This window comes from uncultured Campylobacter sp., assembly GCF_938041645.1.
Taxonomy (GTDB): Bacteria; Campylobacterota; Campylobacteria; order Campylobacterales; family Campylobacteraceae; genus Campylobacter_B.
In genome coordinates this window covers 15699-38698 of record NZ_CALIST010000055.1, presented here as the reverse complement: position 1 = coordinate 38698, position 23000 = coordinate 15699, and the positions used below count along the sequence as shown (strand labels likewise).

The window sequence follows — 23000 nt, the reverse complement described above, 5'->3', positions numbered from 1 at the left end:
GCTACCTTCCGCTTAGATACTCCTGTAGCGTTTTAACTTCAAGCGCGGATTCGTCCTTTATCGAACAGATCGAGCGCGTAGCCGCGATCGCCGCCTTCATCGTCGTAAAATACGGCAGTCTAAAGCGCAGCACGCTCTGGCGGATCTTCGCGGCGTCGGTAGAGCTTGATTTACTATCGCTAGTGTTGATGACGAGCGAAATTTCGCCGTTTTTGAGCTTATCCTCGATATTTGGGCGACCCTCGCTGATTTTATAGACAAACTCGCACTCTACGCCGTTTTCGCCTAGCAGCTTGTGAGTGCCGCTCGTAGCGGCGATACTAAAGCCCGCATCCGTAAACGCGCGTGCAAGCTCTACGGCTCGCGGTTTGTCATGATCAGCTAGCGACAAAAATACCTTGCCGCCGCTTGGAAGCGCATTGCTCGCGCCGATTTGCGATTTAGCAAAGCTCTTGGCGAAATTTTCGCCGATACCCATCACCTCGCCGGTGCTTTTCATCTCGGGCCCCAGGATCAGATCCGCGCCCGCAAGCTTGTTGAAAGGAAAGACGCTCTCTTTGACGCAGATATGGTTTTTAATACGCGGTTTTAAAATTCCCTTCTCTTCGACCAGCACGCCGAACTCGTCGTAAAATTTCAAAGCCTCGCGCAGACCCCCCTGCCACATTACGCGAGTAGCGACCTTTGCCATCGGAATTCCACTCGCCTTGCTTACAAACGGCACGGTGCGGCTCGCACGCGGATTTACCTCGATGATGTAAAGCTCGTTTTCAAAAATCGCGAATTGAATATTCATAAGTCCCACGACGCCGAGATTTAGCGCGATCTCTTTAGTTTGGCGGCTTACCAGATCGATCATCTCCGCGCTTAGGCTAAGCGGCGGCAAAATACTCGCGCTATCGCCGCTGTGGATGCCCGCCTCTTCGATATGCTCCATTATCGCGCCGATATACACGTCGCGTCCGTCGCAGATCGCATCGACGTCGAGCTCTGTCGCGTCAAGTAAAAATTTATCTATAAGCACCGGCGAATGATCGCTTACGCGCACCGCCTCGCTCATATACTGCCTAAGCTCCGCTTCGCTATGCACGCGCCTCATCGCGCGACCGCCGAGCACGTAGCTAGGGCGCACGAGCACCGGATAGCCGATCGCAGCGGCCTTTTCGATTGCTTCGGCTTCGCTTATGGCGGTATCGTTTTTCGGCTGCTTAACGCCGATGCTTGCGATAAACTCGCTAAATTTCTTGCGGTCCTCCGCTACGTCTATCGTGCGCGCGCTCGTGCCGATGATCTTGGCTCCCACGGTGCTTAGGCGCTTGGCGAGCTTTAGTGGCGTTTGGCCGCCGAAATGCACGATCACGCCGTCGGGGCCCTCAGCCTCGATGACCGCTCTAACGTGCTCGAAATCGATCGGCTCGAAGTATAAAATATCGCTTGTGTCGTAGTCGGTACTGACGGTTTCTGGGTTGCAGTTATACATTATCGTGGTAATGCCCATATCGCGCAGAGCGTAGCTAGCGTGCACGCAGCAGTAGTCAAACTCGATGCCCTGTCCGATGCGGTTCGGACCGCCGCCGATGATGAGGACTTTTTTATTATCTTTTGAAATTTTACGGCTTGCGATGGCAGGCGTTATGTTGGTACTGGAGTACAGATACGGGGTAAGCGCCGCAAACTCGCCCGCACAGGTATCTACTTCGTTGTATTCTAGACCTATGCCCTGCCTGGCGCAGGCAAAATGGATATCGTTTTGCGTAAGGCCCAAATTATCCTTTTTGTTGATCAAATTTGCGATCATCTTATCGCTAAAGCCCCAGCTCTTGGCCTGTCTCAAAAGCGCCGCGTCGTTGATGATCTCCATATCGATGCGCTCTTCAAATTTAACGATCTGCTCGATCTGGCTCAAAAACCAGCGATCGATCTTGCTAAGCTCATAAATTTGATCCACGCTCATACCCGCTCTAAAGCCCTGAGCGATATATAAAATTCTATCTTGCTGCGCGTTGCGAAGCCCGAAGATGAGATCTTTTTCGCTTAAGCTTAGCTCTACGAAGCCGAAGTAGCCCTTCTCCAGCGAACACAGCGCCTTTTGAATGCTCTCTTTAAAGCTTCGCCCGATCGCCATCACCTCGCCGATGCTTTTCATCGCAGTGCCGAGATAGGGGTTTGCGCCGGGGAATTTTTCAAACGCAAAACGCGGAATTTTAGTCACGATATAATCGATCACAGGCTCGAAGCTAGCGGGCGTGCCGGTGATGTCATTTTTGATCTCATCCAGGCTAAAGCCTACCGCTAACATCGTAGCGACCTTGGCGATCGGATAGCCCGTGGCTTTGGACGCGAGAGCCGAACTGCGGCTTACGCGCGGGTTCATCTCGATGACGATCATCCGCCCCGTTTGCGGATTTACCGCAAACTGCACGTTTGAGCCGCCCGTATCCACGCCGATCTCGCGCAAAATTTTAAAACTCGCGTCGCGCATCGCCTGGTATTCTTTATCGGTGAGCGTCAGAGCGGGCGCAACCGTGATGCTATCGCCCGTATGCACGCCCATCGGATCGAAATTTTCGATCGAGCAGACGATGATGCAGTTGTCCTTATGATCGCGGATCACCTCCATTTCGAACTCTTTCCATCCAAGCAGGCTCTCTTCGATCAAAATTTCATTTATCGGGCTCACGTCTAGCCCATTTTGCGCGACCTCTTTAAACTCGTCGATATTGTACGCCACGCCGCTGCCTGCGCCGCCCAGGGTGTAGCTGGCGCGGATAATGAGCGGAAAGCCGATCTCATTTGCAGCAGCCATCGCCTCTTCGATGTTGTAAGCGTATTTGGATTTGGGCAGATCCATTCCGATCTTAATCATCGCCTCTTTAAATTTCACTCTATCCTCGCCCTTTTTTATCGCTTCAGGCTTGGCGCCTAGAAATTTTACCCCTGCTAGTTCGCCGCTTTCGTAAGCTTCCATCGCGACGTTTAGCGCGACCTGTCCGCCCATCGTAGGCAGGATCGCGTCGACGCCCTCGCGCTTTATGATACGCAAAATGCTCTCTTTGGTGATCGGCTCGATATAGGTAGCGTCGGCAAAATCGGGATCGGTCATAATGGTAGCGGGGTTAGAGTTTATTAGCACTACGCGGTATCCGAGGCTCTTTAGCGTCTTGGCAGCCTGCGTGCCGCTATAATCGAACTCGCACGCCTGACCGATTACGATCGGACCGCTGCCGATCAGCAAAATCGTCTTAATATCATCTCTTTTGGGCATCAATTTTCCTTTGTAACGACATACAAAAACGCCGGCATCTCGGAGCTCACGTAGGGCTCTACGACGGCGCTTTTGTATAGCTTCCCGTTTTGAATTTCTTTAACCTTTCCTACCGGCACGCCGGCAAAAAAAATCCCGTCCTTGCCGCTGGTAAGTACCTCATCGCCTACCTTGGGATTGAGCCATTGCGGGATGTATCTGACTACGAGCTCGTTATTTTCGCCGCCTGCGACGCCAGGAATTTGGGTATCTCCTATGAAAACGGAGAAATTGCTCTTTTCGTCGCGCTGTAAGATCGCAAGCGGGCGCCCGTCTTTATTTACTAAAATTCCTGCGGTTTTACCCTCGCTGATGAGGCCGTAAATTTTGTTTGGGTTAAAATTTTCAAAATTTACGAAGAATTTGTTGTAGTCGTTTAGATTCGCGTAGCTCAACGCCTTTACGAGCTGGACTTTGGGCTCATAAATAGAGCTATTTTTATCGATCAAAATTTTATTCAGCTCGCCCGCGAACGTGCTAAGCAGCATCGCCGATTTTTTTAGCTCGGCATTTTCTTCTCGTAGAGCTTTGATCGTCTCTGCCTGGTTAAAATGCTCGTTTACAGCGCTTTTTACCCGATCGCTCACGCCGTAATAAACCTCTAAAATTCCTCCTGCAAATCCGATAAATTTGCCGTGGATATACGAGCCGAACGTAAGCGAAACGGCTACCAGCAAAACCGCGACGAGGAGGAGTTTGAGATTAGTCATTTGCCGCTTGTTTTAGCGATTTGATCTCTTCTAGGGCTTTTCCCGTGCCGTTTGCGACGCAAAGCAGCGGTTCGTCCGCGACGAAAACCGGAAGCTTTACGGTGTCGCTTAGATATTTATCCAATCCGCGAATGAGCGCGCCGCCGCCCGTTAGTACGACGCCGTTTTCAACGATGTCGGCGGCGACTTCTGGCTGAATGCTCTCTAGCACAAATTTCAGCGCGTCTGCAATCTCTCTGATCGAGTCTTTGATCGCCTCTCTAACGTCCTCGCTCGTAAGATCGACCGAGCTTAAAAGCCCGCTGATCTGGTCTTTCCCTTTGACCGTGTATGTAAGATCTTTTTGCTGTTGCACCGCCGTGCCGATCTTGATCTTAATCTCCTCAGCGGCGCGCTCCGAGATAAGCAGGCTATATTTTTCTTTGACGTAATTAACGATGCTTGCGTCGATCTTATCGCCCGCGACGCGAACGGATTTGGCGCTAATGATGCCGCCTAAAGAGATGACGCCGATCTCTGTGGTACCACCGCCGATATCCACGACCAGCGAGCCGCGCGCTTCATTTACGGGAAGCCCCGCACCGATCGCCGCAGCCATCGGCTCTTCGATTAGATAAACCTCGCGCGCGCCCGCTATCATAGCACTTTCGCGCACGGCTTTACGTTCGACCTGAGTTAGCCCGTAAGGAACCGAGATGATGATGCGCGGGCTTACGAAAAAGCGGCGCTTGTGGGTCTTTTCGATAAAATACCTAATCATCTTCTCCGTCATATCAAAATCCGCGATAACGCCATCTTTCATCGGGCGCACCGCTTCGATATCGCCGGGAGTGCGTCCGAGCATCTCTTTAGCCTCGGCGCCCACGGCGATGATCCTTTGCTTGCCGTAGCGTTCGTTTTGCACCGCTACGACGCTCGGTTCGTTGATGATGATGCCTTTATCTTTTAGCAGCACAAGCGTGTTTGCCGTGCCTAGATCAATACCCATATCCCTAGAAAATAATCCTAGAATCGAATCAAGTAACATTTATCCCCTTTATGCAGTTAAATTTTGTTTTACAAGTATCGGCTTGGAGACGCCGTCTACGACCTCTTTCGAGATGATGACATCATAGCCTTTAAGCTCAGGCAGATCAAACATAATATCGATCATGATCTCCTCGATTATGCTGCGAAGTCCGCGCGCACCGGTTTTGCGCTTGATCGCAAGGCTCGCGACCTCCCTTAGCGCGTCGTCGTCAAATTTTAAATTTGCGCCGTCTATCGCAAAGAGCTTTTGATATTGCTTTAAGATCGCGTTTTTCGGCTCGGTTAAAATTCTAACCATTGCCTTTTCGTCGATCTCATTTAGCGTAGCCACTACGTGCAATCGCCCGATGAGCTCGGGGATTATGCCGTAATGCACCAGATCGTCGGCCTCGACCATGTTTAGTAAATTTAAACTCTCTTTTTTACTGCGCTTGGTTTGGTTAAACCCTAACACGTTCTGCCCGATGCGGCGGTTGATGATCTCGTTTAGCCCGTCGAACGCACCGCCGCAGACGAACAAAATATTTGTCGTATCAATCTGGATGAAGTCCTGATTTGGGTGCTTGCGGCCGCCCTTTGGAGGGATATTTACGACGCTTCCTTCGATGATCTTAAGCAGCGCTTGCTGCACACCTTCGCCGCTTACGTCGCGCGTGATGCTGCGATTTTCGCTCATTCGCGCGATCTTATCGATCTCGTCTACGAATACGATACCGCGCTGCGCCTTTTCTACGTCGCCATCCGCGGCCTGCAAAAGGCGGGTGAGGATATTTTCTACGTCCTCGCCGACGTAGCCCGCTTCCGTTAGGCTCGTAGCGTCGCTAATGGCGATCGGCACGTCCAAAAATTTCGCCAAGGTCTGCGCCATAAGCGTCTTACCGCTGCCGGTAGGCCCGATAAGCAAGATATTTGATTTTGAAATTTCGGTATCGTCGCCCTTCGCGTCGGTCTGCCTGAAAATTCTTTTATAGTGGTTGTAAACGCCGACGCTAAAAATTTTCTTAGCGCGCTCCTGGCCGATGACGTAGCGGTCTAGTACCTCCATCAGCGCCTTTGGCTTGATAGCCTCGAAATCGATCTCTTTATTTTGATTTTGTATCGCCTCATTTTGGCCCTCGCTGCCGTGGATAGCGGCATATGCCATATCGATACAATAGCTACAAATAGCCGCCGTACCGTCGTCGTTAGGATAGATACGACGCCCGTCCGCGCCCGTCTCACCGCAAAAACTGCACTTATTTGCCATTAAATTTTACCTTTATCTAGCGGAATTCCGCGTTTTGTGTTGATTATAAACTCGCACATCTTGCGCACGTTTTGATCGCTCGTTTCGTTTAATAAAATTTGTGCCTGCTCCTTTAAGCCCCCGCCTTGGTTGAATAAAAATTTATACGCCCGATTTATCGTCTCGACCGTCTCTTTATCGAAGCGGCGGCGGATGCCCGTTAAATTTAGCCCGCGAATATAGGCGCGATTTCCCTCGGCTAGGCAAAACGGCACTACGTCCTGACTAAGCGCGCTAGCCCCCGCGATCATGCAGCTCTCGCCTATTTGGACGAATTGATGCACGGGGGTAAGTCCGCCAATAACGGCATAATCGCCCATTACGACGTGACCTGCGAGCGTAGCGTTGTTTGCTAGGATTATGTTGCTGCCCAGCACGCAATCGTGCGCGATGTGGCAATACGCCATCATAAAGAGATTATCGCCGATGCGCGTAAATCCGTCGCCCTTATGCGAGCCCGAGCTAATCGTGCAAAACTCGTGAATCGTAGCGTTTTTGCCGATGACTAACCCCGTGCGCTCGCCCTCTTCAAAGCTCATATCCTGCGGAATTTCGCCCACGATCGCGTATGAAAAAATTTTAGAGCCCTCGCCGATTTGCGTATCGCCGATGATGCGCGCGCCCTGTTTGATCGTGCAGCCCTCGCCGATTTTAGCCTGCGCGCTTATGAAAGCATACGGCTCGATCACAACCTCGGCTCCGATCTGCGCGCCGTCCTCGATGATCGCCGTGTGGTGAACTTTAGCCATCATTTATCCATTATCATCGCTTGAAGTTCAGCCTGCGCGGCCAGCGTGGCGCCGTCGTTGATGTAGGCTTCGCCCTTTAGCACCCAGATGCGTCCGCGGTGTTTGATTACGCTGATGCGATACTCAAGCTTGTCGCCGGGGCGGACCGGGTTTCTAAATTTAGCGTTATCGATACTCATAAAATACACGACTTTGTCGCTTAGATCGACGCCCTCTTTCTCCATGCTCTTAAACGCCAGCACGCCGCCCGCCTGAGCTAAGCCCTCGATTATCATTACGCCAGGATAGATCGGGTGGCCTGGGAAGTGACCCTGAAAGATCTGCTCGTTATAGGTTACGTTTTTATAGGCTTTGATGCTTTCGCCTATGCTGAGCTCTTCGACGCGATCTATCAGCAAAAACGGAAAACGATGAGGTAGGATGGAGAGGATTTCGTTTATATCTATCATTGATCTGCCTTTTTTAGAAATTTTGGAATCTTATCAAATTCTTACTAAAATTTCCCTAACGTCTAAAAATATGCGCGAGAGCCCGTAAATTTGAACTTTGGCGGCTCTTATCTCGTCCGTGACGATGATCGGCGAGAGCGAGCCAGCAGTGCACAGGGCGGCGCGAGTTTTATTTTGGCGCGCGAGACTCGGCGGGTTTTTTAGCATTTCGGATACGCTTTTGAAATTTGATCTTGAAATTTCGTTAAATTTCGCCAGGTTTAAAATTTTAATCTCGCCTTTGTCGCTGCAAAAAATTTCGCACTCGCGCTCTATGCTAAACTTCACGTTTTCGCGCGTAAAATGCGAGCCAAATAGCACAAACGAAGGCGCGACCTTGCCGTCAAATTTAATCCATGCGCGCAGCAGGCGGTAATTTAAAAACCGATCGCGCAGCACGCTAAATTTAACCCCTTTTCTTTCGATAGCACAAAGCTTTTTGTAAAATTTCAACTTCTCCTCTACCGAAGCGGGCAAGATTTGCCTATCGATCGGCGACATTAGCTCGTAAATTTCAGCATCGGGGGCGGAATTTCGTCTCAAATCCGCCGTCAAACTTCCGCCCGAATTTCGTTCAGCCCTTTGCTGATCATTCCGCTGCGCCGCAAGCGCATAGATGCAGCCGCAATAGTTTTGATGATAGAGCGCGTCTTTTTTCGCGAGCGTAAACTGCTCGTTCGTGCCGCCGTTTTTACGAAAATCGGGCGCGATAAACTCCAGTCCGCAGCGCTCGCAGATGCGCTGTAGCGAGGCGCAAAGTTGAGAGTGCGATTTTTTGGGACTCATAAGAAGAGTCGTAGTGATTTTGCGCTCGCACAAACTTAGCGCGAGCTCGGCTGTTTTTTGCATGCGAAAATCAAAGCAAAACTCGCAGCGCGCGCCCTTTTCTGGCTCGTTTTCAAGCCCGCGCGCACCCTGCAGCCAGCCCTGAAAATCATACTCGCCCGGGATAAATTTAATCCCTAAATTCTCGCAAACCCGCTTTGCATCGTGCATTCTAAGAACATATTCGCCATAGGGGTGGATGTTTGGATCGTAAAAATAGCCCATTAGCGGCTCTTGCGTGAGCTCTTTTAAGCGGCGCAAAAAATAATCGCAATCGACCGAGCAGCAGATGTGAACCAGCAAATTTTAACCCTTTGCACGAAATTTTTGGATATAATTTTACGCTATCAAAATTAATGAGCGGAAAAATGAAAAAATTTTTTATAAAACACTGGCGTAAGTTTGCTTGCGGCTTGAGCGGATTTGCGCTGTTTTACGTGCTTGCAGGCTTTTTCGGCGTGCCGCTTTTTATCGAAAAAGCGCTGCCTAAAATTTTAGAGGGCAGAGCAAGCTTTAGCGTGCAGGACGCCAAATTTAACCCCTTTACCTACGAGCTAAACGTCACCAAGCCAGAGCTTAGCACCTTTAAGCCGCTGTTTAGCGCCGATGAGATAAATTTAAAAATCGGTTTTTCGAAGCTTTTTAAAAAGACTCTCGCGGTAGAAATTTTGCATCTTAAATCCCCTAAATTTCACGTTGAGCGCGAGCAAAACGGCACCTTCAATTTCGAGCCGCTACTTTCGGAGCAAAAGAGCGAAAACAAGGATGAAAACTCCAGCTTCAACGTCACGCTGAATAATTTTAAGATCGAGCGCGGCTCTCTGGGCTACGTCGATAACTCCCTGAAAAGGCCGTTTTCGCTCATCTCGACCGAGCTAAATTATGAGATCAACGGGCTAAGCTTAAAGGACGAAACGATCGGCGAGCACGATCTAAGCGCCGTTTCGCGCACATACGACTCGCTGAGTTTCGATGGAGCCATCGATCTGGCGCCTCTGCGCTTGCACGGCAAAATAGATCTTAAACGGCTGAAAATCGATCCGTTTTGGCTATCGTATCTCGATCCTAGCGGCGTGCGGCTTAAAAACGGCTTTCTTTCCGCCACGCTGAATTACCGATTGAGCCTCGATGAAAATATAAAATTTGCGCTTGAAAACTCAAAGCTCGAGCTGCAAAACTTAGAAATTTTGCAAGATCAAAGCTTAATTTCTCTTGGCTCGCTAAAAATCCCGAGCTTCAGCCTAAATACGGACGTTTCTGATGAAATTTCTGGCGAAGTAGCGATCCCGCAGATGCTGCTTTCGGGCGCAAAATACGATATGAACGAAACCAAAATTTCCACGGGCTTTGAAGGGGCGCAGGTCGCGGATTTTGCGCTGGATTTTAATAAAACGGGCGCGAACTTGCGGCTAAACTCAGCCGTAAAAAGCGTAGATCTAAACCGCTCAAGCTTTGCAAACCCGCAAATTTCGGTCGTCTCAAACGACACTAAAATCACCGAAAATTTTTTGAAATTTAACGCCGAAGGTAACGATACAGCCCTTCATACGGGCTTTGGCGCCTTTAATATCGCGGACACGCAGATTACGCTAGCGCGCAGCGATAAAATTTCGGTCGCCGCAACCGAGCTGGGCGCGTTTAGCTATGACAAAGAGGGCATGCAAAACGGCGCAAGTCTGAAGTTTGCTAAAATTTCAAACTCCAAAATCGCAAACAAAAACGGAATTTTTAGCGGATTTGAAAGCTTCGGCGTACAAGGGGTGAAATTTAACGTCGCGGATCTAAATCTTGGCGTGGATAAAATTTTGCTAAACGCGCCGTTTTTCAACTCGGAGGTGGGCGTTAGCGGCGCCAAAAGCATAAACGATCTGGCGATTTTAAGCGCGATCTCTAAAAATCCCGCAAGCCCCAAAAAAACGGCGAGTTCTAGCGCCACAAACCAAGCGGATGCAAATTCTACGGCAAGCGGTGCAAATTTAGATTCTAAAAAGCCCTCCAAAAGCCCCGCTTTAAAATTTAAGATCGGCGAAGCCTCCGTAACGGGCGCAAAGGCTAAGATCGGCGAGAGCTTTATCGTCAAAAACAACGTGCACGAGATCAAGGATTTCAGCGCCACGCTAAGCGGGCTAAGCTCGAATTTCGCCGAGCCTTTCGGTATAAAAGCAAGCCTTATCACGGGCGAGATCACCGCTAACGCGGACGGCAAGGCTAGCATCGCGCCGCTTAATATAGGCGTGAACTTCAGCCTAAACGCGCCGAACTTGGGCGTCTTTAACAAATATGCGGCGGAATTTATCACGGGCTCCATCGCAGGCGAGCTCGCTATGCAAGGGCAGCTGAAGCTTTCAAACGCATTATCGCTCGAAGCAAAGCTATCCGGCAAGGGCTTGGCGCTAAGCTCGGGCAGAGATAAAATTTTCTCCCTTGCGTCGCTGAATGTCGCGCAAATCGCGCTAAGCCCAAGTTCTCTCACGTTAAACAAGATCGCTCTTGGCTCACCCGCGGCAAATATCTCGCTAAATAAAGACAGGCGTTTAAATTTGCTCTCGCTGATAAAACCCGCCGCGCAGGCAAAACAGGCCGCAAAGCCCGCCGAAGCTGTGCCTAGTAGACCCGCAAAAAGCAAGGCAAACTTTGCATGGAGCGTAAAAAATATCTCGCTTAGCGGCGGAAGTTTAAATTTCACCGATGAGAGTCTAGCAACACCCTTTAAACTGCGCATCAGCGATATGAAAGCAAGCATCAGCGAGATCAGCCCGAAGCGAGCGGCGGATATCAAGCTTAGCTCGCTCGTAAGCGGAAGCGGGCTAGCGAGCATCACGGCGCGCGCCTATCCGATGGACTTTAAACGCAAAAGCGACATAAACGTCGTTTTAAAGGAGATCCCGCTTGTGCCCGCATCGCCATATACCGCCAAATATATCGGCAACGAAATCGCGGGCGGCAAGTTAAATTTAAAACTTGCCTACAAAATCGACGATGGCAAGCTAAACGCAAGCAATGATCTAAATTTAGACCGCTTCGAGCTCGGCAAAGAGGTAGCGAGCAAGGACGCGCTTAGCCTTCCGATCGGTCTAGTGGTATCGATCCTAAAGGACAGCGACGATCAGATCGATATTAGCCTGCCTCTAAGCGGCACGCTGAGCGATCCGAAATTTAGCTACGGCGCGCTCGTTTGGGGCGCGGTCAAAAAGCTGCTATCTGACATCGTGTTAAGTCCGTTTAGATTTATGGGAAAGATCGCGGGCGTAGATACGAAAAAGCTCGAAAGTATCGATTTTGAGGCGGCGAGCAGCGAAATTTTAATCAGCGAAAACTCTAAAATAGATGATTTAGCCAAGGTCGCAAAAGCCAAGCCCGAACTTAAGATCATCCTAAACTCTGCGTATAACGAAAAGTTCGATACTCACGAGTTTAAGAGGCGCTCGCTGCAAAATACCCTCACGCTGATGTCCAATAAACAAGGCCTCTCCACGGATGAAGCCATAGCGGCGCTTAAGATCAAATACGGCATCAAATCCGGCGGCGATGAGGCGATGGAGGAGCTGATAGGGGCGCAGAAATTTACCCGTTCACGTCTTGATGAGTTAGCCCTTGCCAGGGCGACTGCCGTGCAAGCGGCACTCGTGCAGCGCGGTGTAAGAGCCTCTCGCATAGAGATCAAAAAACCAAGCGAAGCCGAGCTTAAACAAAACAGCTTCATCCCGCTAAATCTCGGCGTAGAGAGGTAGTGTAAGCAAAATTTGGCTATACTAAGCGGATTAAAATTTAAGGAGCGGCGATGATAAATATAGGAATTCACGGCGGAAGTGGCAGAATGGGCACGATGATCTACGAATGCCTGAAAAATTTCGATCAGGCGCGAGCAAGCGTGATCTACACGATTGCTCCGCTTGATTATACGCCAAGCTGCGCCGTAGTAAGCAGCTACGACGAGCTTTTTAGCTGCTGTGACGTCGTGATAGACTTCACGATCCGAGACGGCGCGATAAGCTTAATGAAATTTGCGCTTTCGCACCCAAAGCCGCTTTGCATCGGCACGACGGCTCTGGGCGAAGAGGGCGAGCGGCTACTGCACGAATGCGGCGCGAAGATGCCCGTACTGCACGCTACGAATATGAGCCTGGGCGTCGCGGTGCTAAATAAACTCGTAGCGCTTGCCAGCAGGAGCCTGCGCGATTTTGACTGCGAAATTTTAGAGATGCACCACCGCCACAAAAAAGACGCCCCGAGCGGCACGGCGATGAGCCTTGCGGAAAGCGCCGCAAGCGCACGCGAGCTAAGCTTAAAAGACGTGCGCGTAAGCGGTCGCGACGGGCTCATCGGCGAGCGCGGCAAGGACGAGATCGCCGTGATGTCGCTGCGCGGAGGCGATATAGTCGGGCGCCACACCGTGGGATTTTACGGAGATGGCGAATTTATCGAGCTAAATCATACGGCAACTTCGCGCGCGACCTTTGCCAGAGGCGCGATAAAGGCCGCAGTTTGGCTAGCGTCCCAAAATAGCGGGCTTTACGGTATCGACGACTGCTTAGGAATCTAGGCCTTTGCGGCTAAATTTAAGAGGAAAAAATGCCAACTAAAGATGAAATTTTAAATTTTTTACGTGAGCTAAAGCCCGAGCTTGAAAGCTTTGGAATTTACAAAGTCGGTCTATTCGGTAGCTACGCCAAAGATGGAGAGAATATCGCCGAGATGTTTAAAATTTCAGTCGATCTATTTAATAAGGCGTCGGCAAAATGCCGGACGGCGAGCCGTAAATGATAAAACAAAATATAGATAAATTTCTAAAAAATAAAATTTAAGAGGTTAGAAAATGTGCGCAATCGTGGGAGTCATAAATTCCGAAGGTGCGGCTAAAACCGCGTATTACGGGCTTTTTGCCATGCAGCACCGCGGCCAGGAGGCAAGCGGCATCAGCTCGAGCTTTAATCATCATATCAAAACGATCAAAGCCACGGGGCTCGTGACGGAGGTTTTTAGCCCCGCAAGCTTTGAAATTTTAAAGGGCAATATCGCGATCGGCCACAACCGCTACGGCACCGCGGGCGCAGACAGCCTAAAGGACGCACAGCCGGTAGCTGGCAACTACGCGCTAGGAGAGATCTCGATCGTTCATAACGGAAATTTGATCAATAAAGACGAAATTCGCCGCAAGCTCGTAAGCGAGGGGGCGATTTTTCAGTCCGGCATGGACACCGAAAACATTCTGCACCTCATCGCACGCAGCAAGCAGGAGCATCTAAAAGATCGCATCGTCGAGGCGCTGCAGCAGTGCGTGGGCGCGTATTCGCTTCTAATCCTGAGCCGCTCGAAGATGTTTGCCGTGCGCGATCGCTACGGCGTGCGTCCGCTCAGCATCGGCAGGCTAAAAGACGGCGGCTACATCGTCGCGAGCGAAACCTGCGCATTTGATCTCGTAGGGGCCGAGTTCATCCGCGACGTAAAGCCCGGCGAGATGGTGATCTTCGAAGAGGGCAAGGATGAGTTTAGCTCGCTTGAAATTTTAAAAGCCGCGGAGGCTAGAATTTGCGCGTTTGAATACATCTACTTCGCGCGCCCCGACAGCGTCGTAGAGGGCAAAAACGTATACGAGGTCAGAAAAAAGCTGGGCGCGGCGCTCGCGCGAAAATGTAAAGAGCTAAAGGCCGATTTCGTCGTGCCCGTGCCCGATAGCGGCGTGCCGGCGGCGCTTGGTTTCGCGCAAGAGAGCAAGCTGCCCTTCGAGATGGCGATCGTGCGCAACCACTACATCGGCCGCACCTTCATCGAGCCTACGCAAGAGGTGCGAAATTTAAAGGTCAAACTCAAGCTAAATCCGATCGCGGCGGCACTGCACGGCAAAAGCGTCGTCGTCGTGGACGATAGCATCGTGCGCGGCACCACGAGCAAAAAGATCGTCGAGCTTCTGCGCCATGCGGGCGCGGCGCGCGTACATATGTGCATCGCAAGCCCGGAGCTAAAGTATCCCGAGCGCTACGGCATCGACACGCCGAGCGTGCGCGAGCTGATCGCCGCAAATATGAGCACGGATGAAATTTGCAAATTTATAGGCGCCGACAGCCTCACGTTTCTTAGCGTACCGGAGCTCGTAGAAGCGCTTGGGGGCGAGCGCAAATACTCGCTCGTAAGCTTCGACGGCGATTATTTCATCAAGGATTAGCAAATTTAAAGGAGCAAACTATGACAAAATTTAAAATTAAGCGCGTCTATGAGAGCGCAGAGGAAGAGGATGGATTTCGCGTGCTTTGCGATAGGCTATGGCCGCGCGGCGTAAAAAAAGATGCGTTGGAGCTTGATATGTGGGCAAAAGACATAACGCCTAGCACCGAAATACGCAAGCTTTTCGCGCATAAGCCTGAGAATTTCGCCCATTTTAAGGAGCTTTACTTAGCTGAGCTTGAGCAAAATCCCGCCGTAGCTGAATTTTTGAAAGAGGTTAAAAACGAGCCGGTCGTCACGCTACTATACGCTGCAAAAGACGAGCACTGCAACCACGCGATGATTCTGCGTGATTTTCTGCAAAGCAAGGTGCGCTAAAATTTTGCGCTCAAAGCGCACTGCTCGCCATATTTTAAAGCAAATGTAAAATCGCCTCGCTCGCCAAAATCCACTCGTAAAAACCGATGCGCGAGGCGTAAAATTCAGCGAACAGGCGTGAGCGGAGCGCTCTTAAAGCCTTACTAGGCGTAATTTGAGATAAATTTTCTATCCGGATGTACACTTCGCAGATGCGCAAAACAAACGCTAAATTTTGCGTCAGAGCTCTAAAAAAACGCAAAATTTCAAGGAAAATGACTCGATTTAATATGCAAATTTAGAATTTCATCTATTTTTTAACGCTATTTTTCATAATGCAAGCTAGGAATTTAAAAAGTGGACTTAATATAAATTCGCAACAAATCAAATTAATTTCTTACATGCAGCATTTTTAAATTTCATTTAAGGATTTGCCGCTAACATTGCTCGTAATTTTTTTACAAGGAGAAACTATGGCAATAAGTGCTAGAAATCAGCTTCACGTCGCGATAAGCGACGTAAAAATAGGTGCGGTAAATTCGCTAATCACAGCTAAAACCAGAGGCGGCGACGTGTTAAAAGCGACCGTGACGGTTGATTCTGAAAAAACTTTGGACTTAAAAGCGGGCAAAGAGGCGGTATTTTTATTCAAAGCCCCAAATGTCATCATTTCAAAGGGAGAAAATGATCTTCGTCTAAGTGCTGCGAACCAGCTAAAAGGCAAAATCACCGCCGTTAAAGAGGGCGCAATCAATGCTGAAATCGATGTCAGAACCGCAGGCGGTGAGAATCTAAGCGCGATCGTCACAAACAGCTCTGTTAAAAATTTGGCGCTAGCAGTCGGCGACGAAGTAACCGCGATCATAAAAGCTACTCAAATCATCGTCGGCGTAAAATAATCCTGCATTGTGCGAACCGATGTGCACGCTTTAAACATCACAAAATCAAAGAGTGAAATTTTATAAATTTCGCTCCTTCTTCAAAAATCTCTTTTGATAAATCAAATTTCGTAGCAGCTCAAATCGCGCTATAAGCGCTCTTTTCTCTCATGCGCGCAGATGCACCCCGCGCGGCGACATCCAGCCCCAATAACACCAAGAGCGGTCTTGCCCTATTTTGCCGCAGTGCACGTTTCGCGCAGGCTTTGCATCTATGCAGCAGGTAAGTCCACGCGCGATATATTTATGAAACGCAGACCCCTCTTCACTCTGCCCGCTCGCTTATAGCAATGCGCTTTCATATTTTACGCGCTCGCGATGCGCCGCCGCTTTGCGCAGTAGTGATCGATCCTCGCGCAGATGTCCGCACCGAGAGTGAGCCGATCCGGATCAAAGCGACACGCGCTAACCGCGCCCGCCGATAGATAGCAGCACGGACAGATCATCGAACCGATCGGCTCGTTAAAAGGCGTAGATTCCGCGGATAAAATCACTCTTGTAAAATTTCAGCTCGTAACCGCGGGTAGCGGGCATTTGCTTTGCTAAATTTGATACTCGTCGGGGCCTAGTTCGCCTCGCAAAAGCTTACCAAAGCGTGCAGCTGCAGCCTCTACGGCATCGTCGCCAAACTCGCCCGGCTCAAATCCACTGCTGATAAACGGCACGGCAAAGTCCATCCCGCAATAGTTTGCCGTGATCTTAAGCGGCGTTAAAATTTCATCCAAGCTAAAGCCGATAGCGCCCTGTTTGGAGTATTCGCCAAGCGGAGTGCTGACGCTTAGCGCAAGCTGCAAGACCTTGCCTTTAAGCGCGCCGGAACCCACCAGCTCATGCGAAAAGACGATATCGATATAGGCTTTTAGCATAGGCGGTACGTTTAGCCAGTACATCGGGTACAAAAATACGATGCGCTCAGCGCCCAATAGCGCGTCTTGCTCTGCGCGAGCGTCAATGCGCGCAGTATCGGTGCCGTAAAGTCCCTCCAAATGGCGTACCTCTATGCCGGTAGCCCCCTTTGCGACCTGTGATAGGGCTTTGTTCACACGTGAGGCGGCGAAATTGGGATGCGATAAGATCACGAGCGTTTTCATGTTATTTCCTTTGTTAAAATTTGCAGAATCATATCGTTAAAAAGCTAAAAGTAGATTAAGAAGGGTTGTGAAAACGAGCGTTATTTTGCTTGTAAGGAACCTGGATTTGCGTGGCACGATAGATACGAAGCGCTCTCGTACCATACTGCCTCAAGGCATGTGCAACAAAATGTTTTTACGCGTGCCGCAAAGTAAGCCCCTAGCCCGCTCTTGTCTGGAACGATCTCGCTTGCGATCCACCCGATCGCGCGCAGCTGCGGCGCGGGGCAAAATTTTATCCAAGCAAGGATAAATTTATGAAAAAAGATTAAAATTTAGCCGCTATTTGGGCTACGAGCCCGAAAATTTCAAAAAAAAGGACACGATATGCAGAAAAAAACACAGATCGAAGGCGAGTTTAGCGCAGAGGATCGCGAGCGCAAAATCACGCTGCAAGCAGGAGACGTAGCACCCGCCTTTACGCTGCAAAATGCCGACGGCGCGAGCGTCGCGCTAAAAGACTTCGCAGGCAAGAGGGTCGCGCTGTATTTTTACCCCAAGGATAACACCCCAGGCTGCACGACCGAAGCGTGCGAATTTAGCGCCGCATACGATGATTTCATCGCCGCAGACTGCGTGATCGTAGGCATCAGCCCCGACAGCGCCAAATCCCACGCGGGCTTCATCGCCAAGCAGAGCCTAAAACACATCCTGCTGAGCGATCCGCAGCACGAAGTAGCCAAGCTATACGGCGCGTGGCAGGTGCGCAAAAACTACGGGCGCGAGTATCTGGGCATCGTGCGCTCGACCTTTTTGATCAGCAAGGACGGCAAAATTTTAAAGGTCTATAAAAGCGTCAAGGCGAAAGATCACGCGGCAAAGGTGCTCGCGGATCTGCTAGCTGCGGGGAAATAAAGCGCCAAGCGGCGTTTTGAAGCGGGGCTCCGGCGCATTTGGGCGCTAAATTTTAATTATATGAAATTTATGCGCTGAAATTTGCTACGGAATTTCGGCGTCAAATTTAAGCGTCGAAGCTTCGGCATTAAAATTTCGCTTTGAAATTTTGCCTTAGAATTCCGCCGATCATTTGAAAGCGAAATTTCTAAATCGGAGCTATATCTGCGATTTTAGCGGCAAATTTTATCGCCCCACACCAAAATTTTAAAGGAAAATATGAAAAACTTAATCATTCTAGCTCACCCCGACATCGAAAATTCGCTCATAAACAAGCGGTTTTTGAAAGAGGCCGCCGCGCAAAGCTTCTAGGAGCTTATCGCTTTTTCCTTGCCGCACTCACGGGCAAAAACGCTGCGAAATATCCGCTTTCTTGTTTTACGTAGCGGCATGCGATGCTGATAAGGCTGCCGAGCGGAGGTAAAGCAGTGCAGCGAGGTACGATACACAAATTTTAGCCTCGCGCAAAACTTACCTCGTAAATTATATCAAAGCTTCAAAATTTTACCTTATGATGAAAGTAGAGCACAAAAAATAAGTGCCTATCAATATATAAACGCTATAGGTAAATTGCAAGCAAGAGTATAGCCGACGATAACAAGTTTTATGCTCTACAACTAAATTACAAAATTTTAAAAATATTTTCTATTTAAGGCAAGGCTACTCGTCAAAGCAATATAATTCTATCTATTTTGAAATTCGGTAACTAAAGCACGCTATATCCTCGCGTTTTTTAGTATTGACTTTTCTGCTCTCAGCCAGTTTAAATCTTTTAAGATTATATTCCGCAGTTTGCCTATCTCTATCGGCATCTAATCTGCTATTTAAAGCATTGATTTCTGATATTGCAGACGCTTGAGCCAAAGGATCACCAGTCAACTTTCTAACATAAGCAGCTCTTTCCTCTGGAGACATAGAGTATCCGCCTTTGCTTCCATAGCCTATATCAGCTAGAGCCGGCGTATTAAGGGCCTCAAGCATTCGCAATTTGTTAATATATTTAGCATTATCAAATTCCTGTTGAGCTTTTACTTGCATATAATCCAATTCTTCCTCTTGTAAATCAATCAATTGCCTTTCTTGGGCTGTAGCCCTAGAAGCTAATACATTGGCTGCAGCATTTTGTGCCTCTGTACCACCTATGTCCAGATTAGCCAATCTTTTCATAATTTGTTGATTATCTTGAGCTTCTTGTTGTTTAGTTCTGGTTTTATTGGTTGGCATATAGTTTCTATCATAGAAAGCCATGGGTCCCATATTTTGCATAATTCGCAAATTCTCAGAATTTTGCTGCGCAAGAGCGGTAAGCTCTTGCATTGCTTCTTTATTATAATTTGGATACTTATTCAAAATAGCGTTAATTTGGCATTCAAAACTATCACATTCTCCATAACAAAAGCTTGCGGTAATAGACAGCAAAATAATTACTAAAATTTTCATTTTTTATCCTTTTTTTCACTTCATAGAATTTAATGCCGGTGCCAGAAACATTATAGCTACAACTATTATCGTCGCTATCGGCAAATGGAGATAATAAAATCTCTCGAAATCCGTTCGGTTAATTACCCTAAATGGAATTTTAAGCGAACACACTATTAAGTCCAGCGCATATAGCACAAGTAAAACGACGAGGGCAAATAATGCCTCCAATAAAAACAGAGCGTAAAATAACGTAGCACCAAATACTTTTGCTATAGTATTTTCAGGCATTTGAATATTTTTAGCACGATAATAAAATTTTAGACAAACCGATATTATAGCCCCAACTAAAAAAACCAACTAGAAGCTTTACCCCCAATATTAATCCTAAATTCTCCATATCTCATTCTTTTGATTTAGGTAAAGCATTTAAAAAAATCATTTGCTTTACCTAGTTAAATTTAGCAGCGCTACTTGTATTCTATAGGCTTCATTACCCTTACTTTAGCCTGATCCTCATTACTTAGATCACTCAAAAGCTTTATGGTAATTATCCCCTCGTTGGCTTCAATCTGCTTTTCATCTTTAGCTAACTGTGGGGTCAAATTCCACATAGCACCTGTCGCAGGATCAACAATCAGATAGCCAAGAAGTCCGCCAAATATCAGATTACCCCCTGCATACCAACCATTTACGGTGCCTTTAATTTCAAAACCGATATCTTTATAACCAGGTTTGGTAACTTGCACCCAATATTTTCCACCGCTAAAAAACGCATGTTTTTTATGTAGCGCGATGCTAAAAGGAGTATGGTTTTGGACGATAGTTTTATTGGCATCTTTCAAGTCCAGTATAGTAACCTGTGCGCTCGTAGGATCGGATTTAAAGGTAAAGTTCTCGTCGCCTCCGCCCTTAATAATACTAGCGCAACCGCTAAATAGCACCATAATTCCACCCAAAAAGGCAACTAAAAATACGTTTTTCATAAAAACTCCTCATTTAGAAAATACGGCGATATTCTACCCCCCCCCCTGAATTTGAGATAAAAAATAGAGGTAAATAAATAATTTATTTATAGAATTTATACAAATTTATAATTATAAGTAAAGTCATAAGATTTAAAATAAGAATTTAAATTGGAATTTTAATGTTTGCTCAAAAGTAGTAAATTTTACTGAAGCATAATTAGCATATAGATTGCTCGCGTATTGTTTAAGATAAGGCTTTTATATAAAATATCGCGCGAAAGCCAAGCTTCTTAATCGCCGACCATTAAAATTCTAAAATTCTGCCTTCAAGCTCGGCGTTAATTTTTAAAATTTAGACTGCCCTTGATTTGGTCCGCAAGCTAGCTCAAAGCCCATCCTTACGGCTCAAACGAGCAGGCTTTTAGGTTTCCGCCCGCTAAGCCCTTTTTAAACCACTCTTTGCGCTGTGCCGAGGTGCCGTGCGTGAAGGAATCGGGCACGACGCGACCGCTAAATTTGCGCTGCAACGTATCGTCGCCGATCGCGCTGGCGGCATTTAGCGCCTCGTCGATGTCGCCCGCCTCCAGCACGCGCCCGGCTTTTGCTAGATAATGCGCCCAAACCCCCGCGTAGCAGTCCGCCTGCAGCTCGACTTTGACCTGAAGCGCGTTTTGCTCGGCTTCGCTGCGAGCGCGCCTTTTTAGAGTGGCGACCTGCTCCAGCGTGCCGACTAAATTTTGAACGTGATGCCCTACTTCGTGCGCGATGACGTAGGCCTGCGCGAAGTCACCGCCCGCTTTGTATTTATTCGCAAGTTCGTCGAAAAAGCCGAGATCGAGATAAATTTTATGATCCCTCGGGCAATAAAAGGGTCCCGTCTGCGCGCTCGCAAAGCCGCAGCCGCTTGCGATCTGATCGCGGAAAAGCCGAAGTCCGGGCTCCTCGTAGCGCGCGCCCGCACTTTTAAATATCTCGCCCCAAACGTCTTCAGTTTGAGCTAGCACTGCCGAGACGAAGGCAAGCTTTTCTTGCTCCTGCGGGCTATCGGTCGGCTCTCTTTGCGTGCTGGCGCCTCCGTCTAAAAGCGCCAAAGGGTTGTAACCCATAAAATACGCTACGACGCCGATTACGAGCACTATTCGCCCGATCTTTGAGCCGAGCAAAAACCTAATGATCGGGATCAGCATCCCAAGCGAGCCCGAGCTCGTGCGCATGCTGCTTGCGCGGTCATCCTCTACGTTTGAGCTTCGTCTGCCGTCTTGCCATTTCATGTTTTTCCTTTAAAATTTTTTGAGCCATTATACTAAAATTTTAAAAAGAGCGCCGCCTCGCTTTTGTAAAATACTGCGCGCGTAGCGAAATAAATCTGAAATTTTGCTTATTTTAAATTTCTTTTAAGCTGTTTAAAATTTTAAATTCTATATAATCGCCCTTTTTAAATTTAAAAGAAAGGAGAATTTGTGGCAAAAGACGACGTCATAGAGATCGACGGCAACGTCATAGAAGCGCTGCCGAACGCGACTTTTAAGGTCGAGCTCGATAACAAACACGTGATTTTATGTCATATCGCGGGCAAGATGCGTATGCACTACATCAAGATAATGCCGGGCGATCGCGTAAAAGTTGAGCTGACCCCGTACAGCCTCGATAAAGGCAGGATCACCTACCGCTATAAGTAAGGATAAAGTTAAATTTAGATATACTCGCGATTTTGCGACTAAACTGTAGGAAGAAGTGTTTTCAAAATCCCCACTATTTTGAAAACAGTTGGTTTGATACTTTCGCTTTTGAAATTTCATTAAACCTAGGTGCAGTTTGCATTTAAAGTGGAGAAAATTTTAGGAGAGTGGAATGAAAGTTCGTCCATCCGTTAAGAAAATGTGCGACAAATGTAAAATTGTCAAGCGCAAAGGTGTTGTTCACGTTATTTGTGAAAATCCAAAACATAAACAAAGACAAGGATAAGTTATGGCTCGTATCGCAGGTGTAGATCTACCAAAGAAAAAAAGGATTGAATACGGACTAACTTATATCTACGGTATAGGTTTATTTACGTCGAGAAAAATTCTCGATGCGGCAGGAATTTCTTACGATAAAAGAGTCGCCGATCTGAGCGAAGATGAAGCCGCCGCTATCAGAAAAGAGATCCAAGAGCACTATATGGTCGAAGGCGATCTTCGCAAACAAGTGGCTATGGATATAAAAGCGCTTATGGACTTGGGCGGCTATCGCGGCTTAAGACACAGAAAGGGCCTCCCGGTTCGCGGTCAAAAAACAAAAACGAACGCCAGAACCAGAAAAGGCAAACGCAAAACCGTCGGCGCGGCAGCTAAATAAGGATTGAGATATGGCACAAAAAAAAGTAGTTAAGAAAAAAACCGTCAGAAAAAATATCGCCAAAGGCATAGTTTACATCTCCGCTACGTTTAACAACACTATGATTACCGTAACAGACGAGATGGGCAACGCGATCGCGTGGAGCAGTGCGGGCGCTTTAAATTTTAAAGGCAGCAAAAAATCCACCCCTTATGCGGCGCAGCAAGCCGTCGAGGACGCGTTAAACAAAGCCAAAGAGCACGGCATCAAAGAGGTAGGCGTCAAGGTTCAGGGTCCGGGAAGCGGACGCGAGACCGCCGTTAAAAGCGTAGGTAGCGTAGAAGGGATTAAAGTTACATATTTCAAAGACATCACTCCTCTTGCGCACAACGGTTGCAGACCGCCTAAACGACGTCGCGTGTAATT

General features: G+C 48.3%; 22 protein-coding genes. 11 read left to right on the top strand and 11 right to left on the bottom strand.

Annotated features, from left to right (window positions below):
- Window position 1: 1 nt before the first annotated feature.
- Genes carB through Q0600_RS07865 form a run of 7 tightly spaced genes read right to left on the bottom strand, consistent with a single transcriptional unit; the run spans window position 2 to window position 8693 of the window.
- Window positions 2-3265 (bottom strand): carbamoyl-phosphate synthase large subunit, encoded by a 3264-nt coding sequence (gene carB / locus Q0600_RS07895; protein ID WP_298758933.1) that lies wholly within the window; start codon window positions 3263-3265, stop codon window positions 2-4.
- Window positions 3265-4014, bottom strand: coding sequence for a rod shape-determining protein MreC (gene mreC, locus Q0600_RS07890; protein WP_298758931.1), 750 nt, complete (start codon window positions 4012-4014; stop codon window positions 3265-3267). Before mreC ends, carB begins: the two co-directional genes overlap by 1 nt.
- The gene (locus Q0600_RS07885; RefSeq protein ID WP_005869818.1) at window positions 4007-5041 is read right to left on the bottom strand and encodes a rod shape-determining protein; all 1035 of its coding nucleotides are present in this window, start codon (window positions 5039-5041) and stop codon (window positions 4007-4009) included. The genes mreC and Q0600_RS07885 overlap by 8 nt, the downstream gene beginning before the upstream one ends.
- Window positions 5042-5050: 9 nt before the next feature.
- On the bottom strand, window positions 5051-6289 hold the full coding sequence (gene clpX, locus Q0600_RS07880) for an ATP-dependent protease ATP-binding subunit ClpX (RefSeq protein WP_298758929.1): 1239 nt from the start codon (window positions 6287-6289) through the stop codon (window positions 5051-5053).
- Complete coding sequence (lpxA, locus tag Q0600_RS07875; RefSeq protein WP_298758927.1) at window positions 6289-7077, bottom strand: acyl-ACP--UDP-N-acetylglucosamine O-acyltransferase; 789 nt, start codon at window positions 7075-7077, stop codon at window positions 6289-6291. Before lpxA ends, clpX begins: the two co-directional genes overlap by 1 nt.
- Window positions 7077-7526: a 3-hydroxyacyl-ACP dehydratase FabZ gene (gene fabZ, locus Q0600_RS07870; protein ID WP_177386946.1), complete on the bottom strand. Its 450-nt coding sequence runs from the start codon at window positions 7524-7526 to the stop codon at window positions 7077-7079. The genes lpxA and fabZ overlap by 1 nt, the downstream gene beginning before the upstream one ends.
- 33 nt (window positions 7527-7559) lie before the next feature.
- On the bottom strand, window positions 7560-8693 hold the full coding sequence (locus tag Q0600_RS07865; RefSeq protein ID WP_298758925.1) for an epoxyqueuosine reductase QueH: 1134 nt from the start codon (window positions 8691-8693) through the stop codon (window positions 7560-7562).
- Window positions 8694-8758: 65 nt separating this feature from the next.
- Here Q0600_RS07865 and Q0600_RS07860 point away from each other — a divergent pair, with 65 nt between their 5' ends.
- From Q0600_RS07860 to Q0600_RS07835, 6 genes are all read left to right on the top strand, one after another.
- The gene (locus Q0600_RS07860; protein WP_298758924.1) at window positions 8759-12121 is read left to right on the top strand and encodes a DUF748 domain-containing protein; all 3363 of its coding nucleotides are present in this window, start codon (window positions 8759-8761) and stop codon (window positions 12119-12121) included.
- A gap of 50 nt (window positions 12122-12171) precedes the next feature.
- The gene (gene dapB / locus Q0600_RS07855; RefSeq protein ID WP_298758922.1) at window positions 12172-12933 is read left to right on the top strand and encodes a 4-hydroxy-tetrahydrodipicolinate reductase; all 762 of its coding nucleotides are present in this window, start codon (window positions 12172-12174) and stop codon (window positions 12931-12933) included.
- A gap of 29 nt (window positions 12934-12962) precedes the next feature.
- Window positions 12963-13154, top strand: coding sequence for a hypothetical protein (locus Q0600_RS07850; RefSeq protein WP_298758920.1), 192 nt, complete (start codon window positions 12963-12965; stop codon window positions 13152-13154).
- A 52-nt stretch (window positions 13155-13206) separates the two neighbouring features.
- The gene (gene purF / locus Q0600_RS07845; protein WP_298758918.1) at window positions 13207-14553 is read left to right on the top strand and encodes an amidophosphoribosyltransferase; all 1347 of its coding nucleotides are present in this window, start codon (window positions 13207-13209) and stop codon (window positions 14551-14553) included.
- A 20-nt stretch (window positions 14554-14573) separates the two neighbouring features.
- Window positions 14574-14930 carry a DUF488 family protein gene (locus Q0600_RS07840; protein WP_298758915.1) on the top strand — a complete coding sequence of 119 codons (357 nt, stop codon included), beginning with the start codon at window positions 14574-14576 and terminating at the stop codon, window positions 14928-14930.
- 452 nt (window positions 14931-15382) lie between these two features.
- Window positions 15383-15808, top strand: a complete 426-nt coding sequence (locus Q0600_RS07835; protein WP_298758912.1) for a TOBE domain-containing protein — start codon at window positions 15383-15385, stop codon at window positions 15806-15808.
- A gap of 581 nt (window positions 15809-16389) precedes the next feature.
- Here the strand turns inward: Q0600_RS07835 and Q0600_RS07830 are convergent.
- Window positions 16390-16938: an NAD(P)H-dependent oxidoreductase gene (locus tag Q0600_RS07830; protein WP_298758909.1), complete on the bottom strand. Its 549-nt coding sequence runs from the start codon at window positions 16936-16938 to the stop codon at window positions 16390-16392.
- Between the two features lie 366 nt (window positions 16939-17304).
- Between Q0600_RS07830 and bcp the strand changes: the two genes are divergently transcribed.
- On the top strand, window positions 17305-17832 hold the full coding sequence (bcp, locus tag Q0600_RS07825; RefSeq protein WP_298758906.1) for a thioredoxin-dependent thiol peroxidase: 528 nt from the start codon (window positions 17305-17307) through the stop codon (window positions 17830-17832).
- 726 nt (window positions 17833-18558) lie between these two features.
- Here bcp and Q0600_RS07820 read toward each other — a convergent pair.
- From Q0600_RS07820 to Q0600_RS07810, 3 genes are all read right to left on the bottom strand, one after another.
- Window positions 18559-19311, bottom strand: coding sequence for a hypothetical protein (locus tag Q0600_RS07820; protein ID WP_298758904.1), 753 nt, complete (start codon window positions 19309-19311; stop codon window positions 18559-18561).
- Between the two features lie 449 nt (window positions 19312-19760).
- The gene (locus tag Q0600_RS07815) at window positions 19761-20276 is read right to left on the bottom strand and encodes a hypothetical protein (protein WP_298758901.1); all 516 of its coding nucleotides are present in this window, start codon (window positions 20274-20276) and stop codon (window positions 19761-19763) included.
- A 380-nt stretch (window positions 20277-20656) separates the two neighbouring features.
- Window positions 20657-21529 carry a neutral zinc metallopeptidase gene (locus tag Q0600_RS07810; protein ID WP_298758898.1) on the bottom strand — a complete coding sequence of 291 codons (873 nt, stop codon included), beginning with the start codon at window positions 21527-21529 and terminating at the stop codon, window positions 20657-20659.
- Window positions 21530-21718: 189 nt separating this feature from the next.
- Here Q0600_RS07810 and infA point away from each other — a divergent pair, with 189 nt between their 5' ends.
- The 4 genes from infA (at window position 21719) to rpsK (ending at window position 22998) form a co-directional block, all read left to right on the top strand.
- Window positions 21719-21937, top strand: a complete 219-nt coding sequence (gene infA, locus Q0600_RS07805) for a translation initiation factor IF-1 (RefSeq protein WP_005869854.1) — start codon at window positions 21719-21721, stop codon at window positions 21935-21937.
- A 172-nt stretch (window positions 21938-22109) separates the two neighbouring features.
- On the top strand, window positions 22110-22223 hold the full coding sequence (gene rpmJ / locus Q0600_RS07800) for a 50S ribosomal protein L36 (protein WP_005869855.1): 114 nt from the start codon (window positions 22110-22112) through the stop codon (window positions 22221-22223).
- Between the two features lie 3 nt (window positions 22224-22226).
- Complete coding sequence (gene rpsM, locus Q0600_RS07795) at window positions 22227-22595, top strand: 30S ribosomal protein S13 (RefSeq protein ID WP_005869856.1); 369 nt, start codon at window positions 22227-22229, stop codon at window positions 22593-22595.
- A gap of 10 nt (window positions 22596-22605) precedes the next feature.
- Window positions 22606-22998 carry a 30S ribosomal protein S11 gene (rpsK, locus tag Q0600_RS07790; RefSeq protein ID WP_177387174.1) on the top strand — a complete coding sequence of 131 codons (393 nt, stop codon included), beginning with the start codon at window positions 22606-22608 and terminating at the stop codon, window positions 22996-22998.
- Window positions 22999-23000: the final 2 nt, after the last annotated feature.

Excerpts from the sequence above, each read along its gene's own strand:
- carB (WP_298758933.1), bottom strand. The coding sequence starts at position 3,265 with ATGCCCAAAAGAGATGATATTAAGACGATTTTGCTGATCGGCAGCGGT.
- mreC (WP_298758931.1), bottom strand. The coding sequence starts at position 4,014 with ATGACTAATCTCAAACTCCTCCTCGTCGCGGTTTTGCTGGTAGCCGTT.
- Q0600_RS07885 (WP_005869818.1), bottom strand. The coding sequence starts at position 5,041 with ATGTTACTTGATTCGATTCTAGGATTATTTTCTAGGGATATGGGTATT.
- clpX (WP_298758929.1), bottom strand. The coding sequence starts at position 6,289 with ATGGCAAATAAGTGCAGTTTTTGCGGTGAGACGGGCGCGGACGGGCGT.
- lpxA (WP_298758927.1), bottom strand. The coding sequence starts at position 7,077 with ATGGCTAAAGTTCACCACACGGCGATCATCGAGGACGGCGCGCAGATC.
- fabZ (WP_177386946.1), bottom strand. The coding sequence starts at position 7,526 with ATGATAGATATAAACGAAATCCTCTCCATCCTACCTCATCGTTTTCCG.
- Q0600_RS07860 (WP_298758924.1), top strand. The coding sequence starts at position 8,759 with ATGAAAAAATTTTTTATAAAACACTGGCGTAAGTTTGCTTGCGGCTTG.
- dapB (WP_298758922.1), top strand. The coding sequence starts at position 12,172 with ATGATAAATATAGGAATTCACGGCGGAAGTGGCAGAATGGGCACGATG.
- Q0600_RS07850 (WP_298758920.1), top strand. The coding sequence starts at position 12,963 with ATGCCAACTAAAGATGAAATTTTAAATTTTTTACGTGAGCTAAAGCCC.
- purF (WP_298758918.1), top strand. The coding sequence starts at position 13,207 with ATGTGCGCAATCGTGGGAGTCATAAATTCCGAAGGTGCGGCTAAAACC.
- Q0600_RS07840 (WP_298758915.1), top strand. The coding sequence starts at position 14,574 with ATGACAAAATTTAAAATTAAGCGCGTCTATGAGAGCGCAGAGGAAGAG.
- Q0600_RS07835 (WP_298758912.1), top strand. The coding sequence starts at position 15,383 with ATGGCAATAAGTGCTAGAAATCAGCTTCACGTCGCGATAAGCGACGTA.
- Q0600_RS07830 (WP_298758909.1), bottom strand. The coding sequence starts at position 16,938 with ATGAAAACGCTCGTGATCTTATCGCATCCCAATTTCGCCGCCTCACGT.
- bcp (WP_298758906.1), top strand. The coding sequence starts at position 17,305 with ATGCAGAAAAAAACACAGATCGAAGGCGAGTTTAGCGCAGAGGATCGC.
- Q0600_RS07820 (WP_298758904.1), bottom strand. The coding sequence starts at position 19,311 with ATGAAAATTTTAGTAATTATTTTGCTGTCTATTACCGCAAGCTTTTGT.
- Q0600_RS07815 (WP_298758901.1), bottom strand. The coding sequence starts at position 20,276 with ATGAAAAACGTATTTTTAGTTGCCTTTTTGGGTGGAATTATGGTGCTA.
- Q0600_RS07810 (WP_298758898.1), bottom strand. The coding sequence starts at position 21,529 with ATGAAATGGCAAGACGGCAGACGAAGCTCAAACGTAGAGGATGACCGC.
- rpmJ (WP_005869855.1), top strand. The coding sequence starts at position 22,110 with ATGAAAGTTCGTCCATCCGTTAAGAAAATGTGCGACAAATGTAAAATT.
- rpsM (WP_005869856.1), top strand. The coding sequence starts at position 22,227 with ATGGCTCGTATCGCAGGTGTAGATCTACCAAAGAAAAAAAGGATTGAA.
- rpsK (WP_177387174.1), top strand. The coding sequence starts at position 22,606 with ATGGCACAAAAAAAAGTAGTTAAGAAAAAAACCGTCAGAAAAAATATC.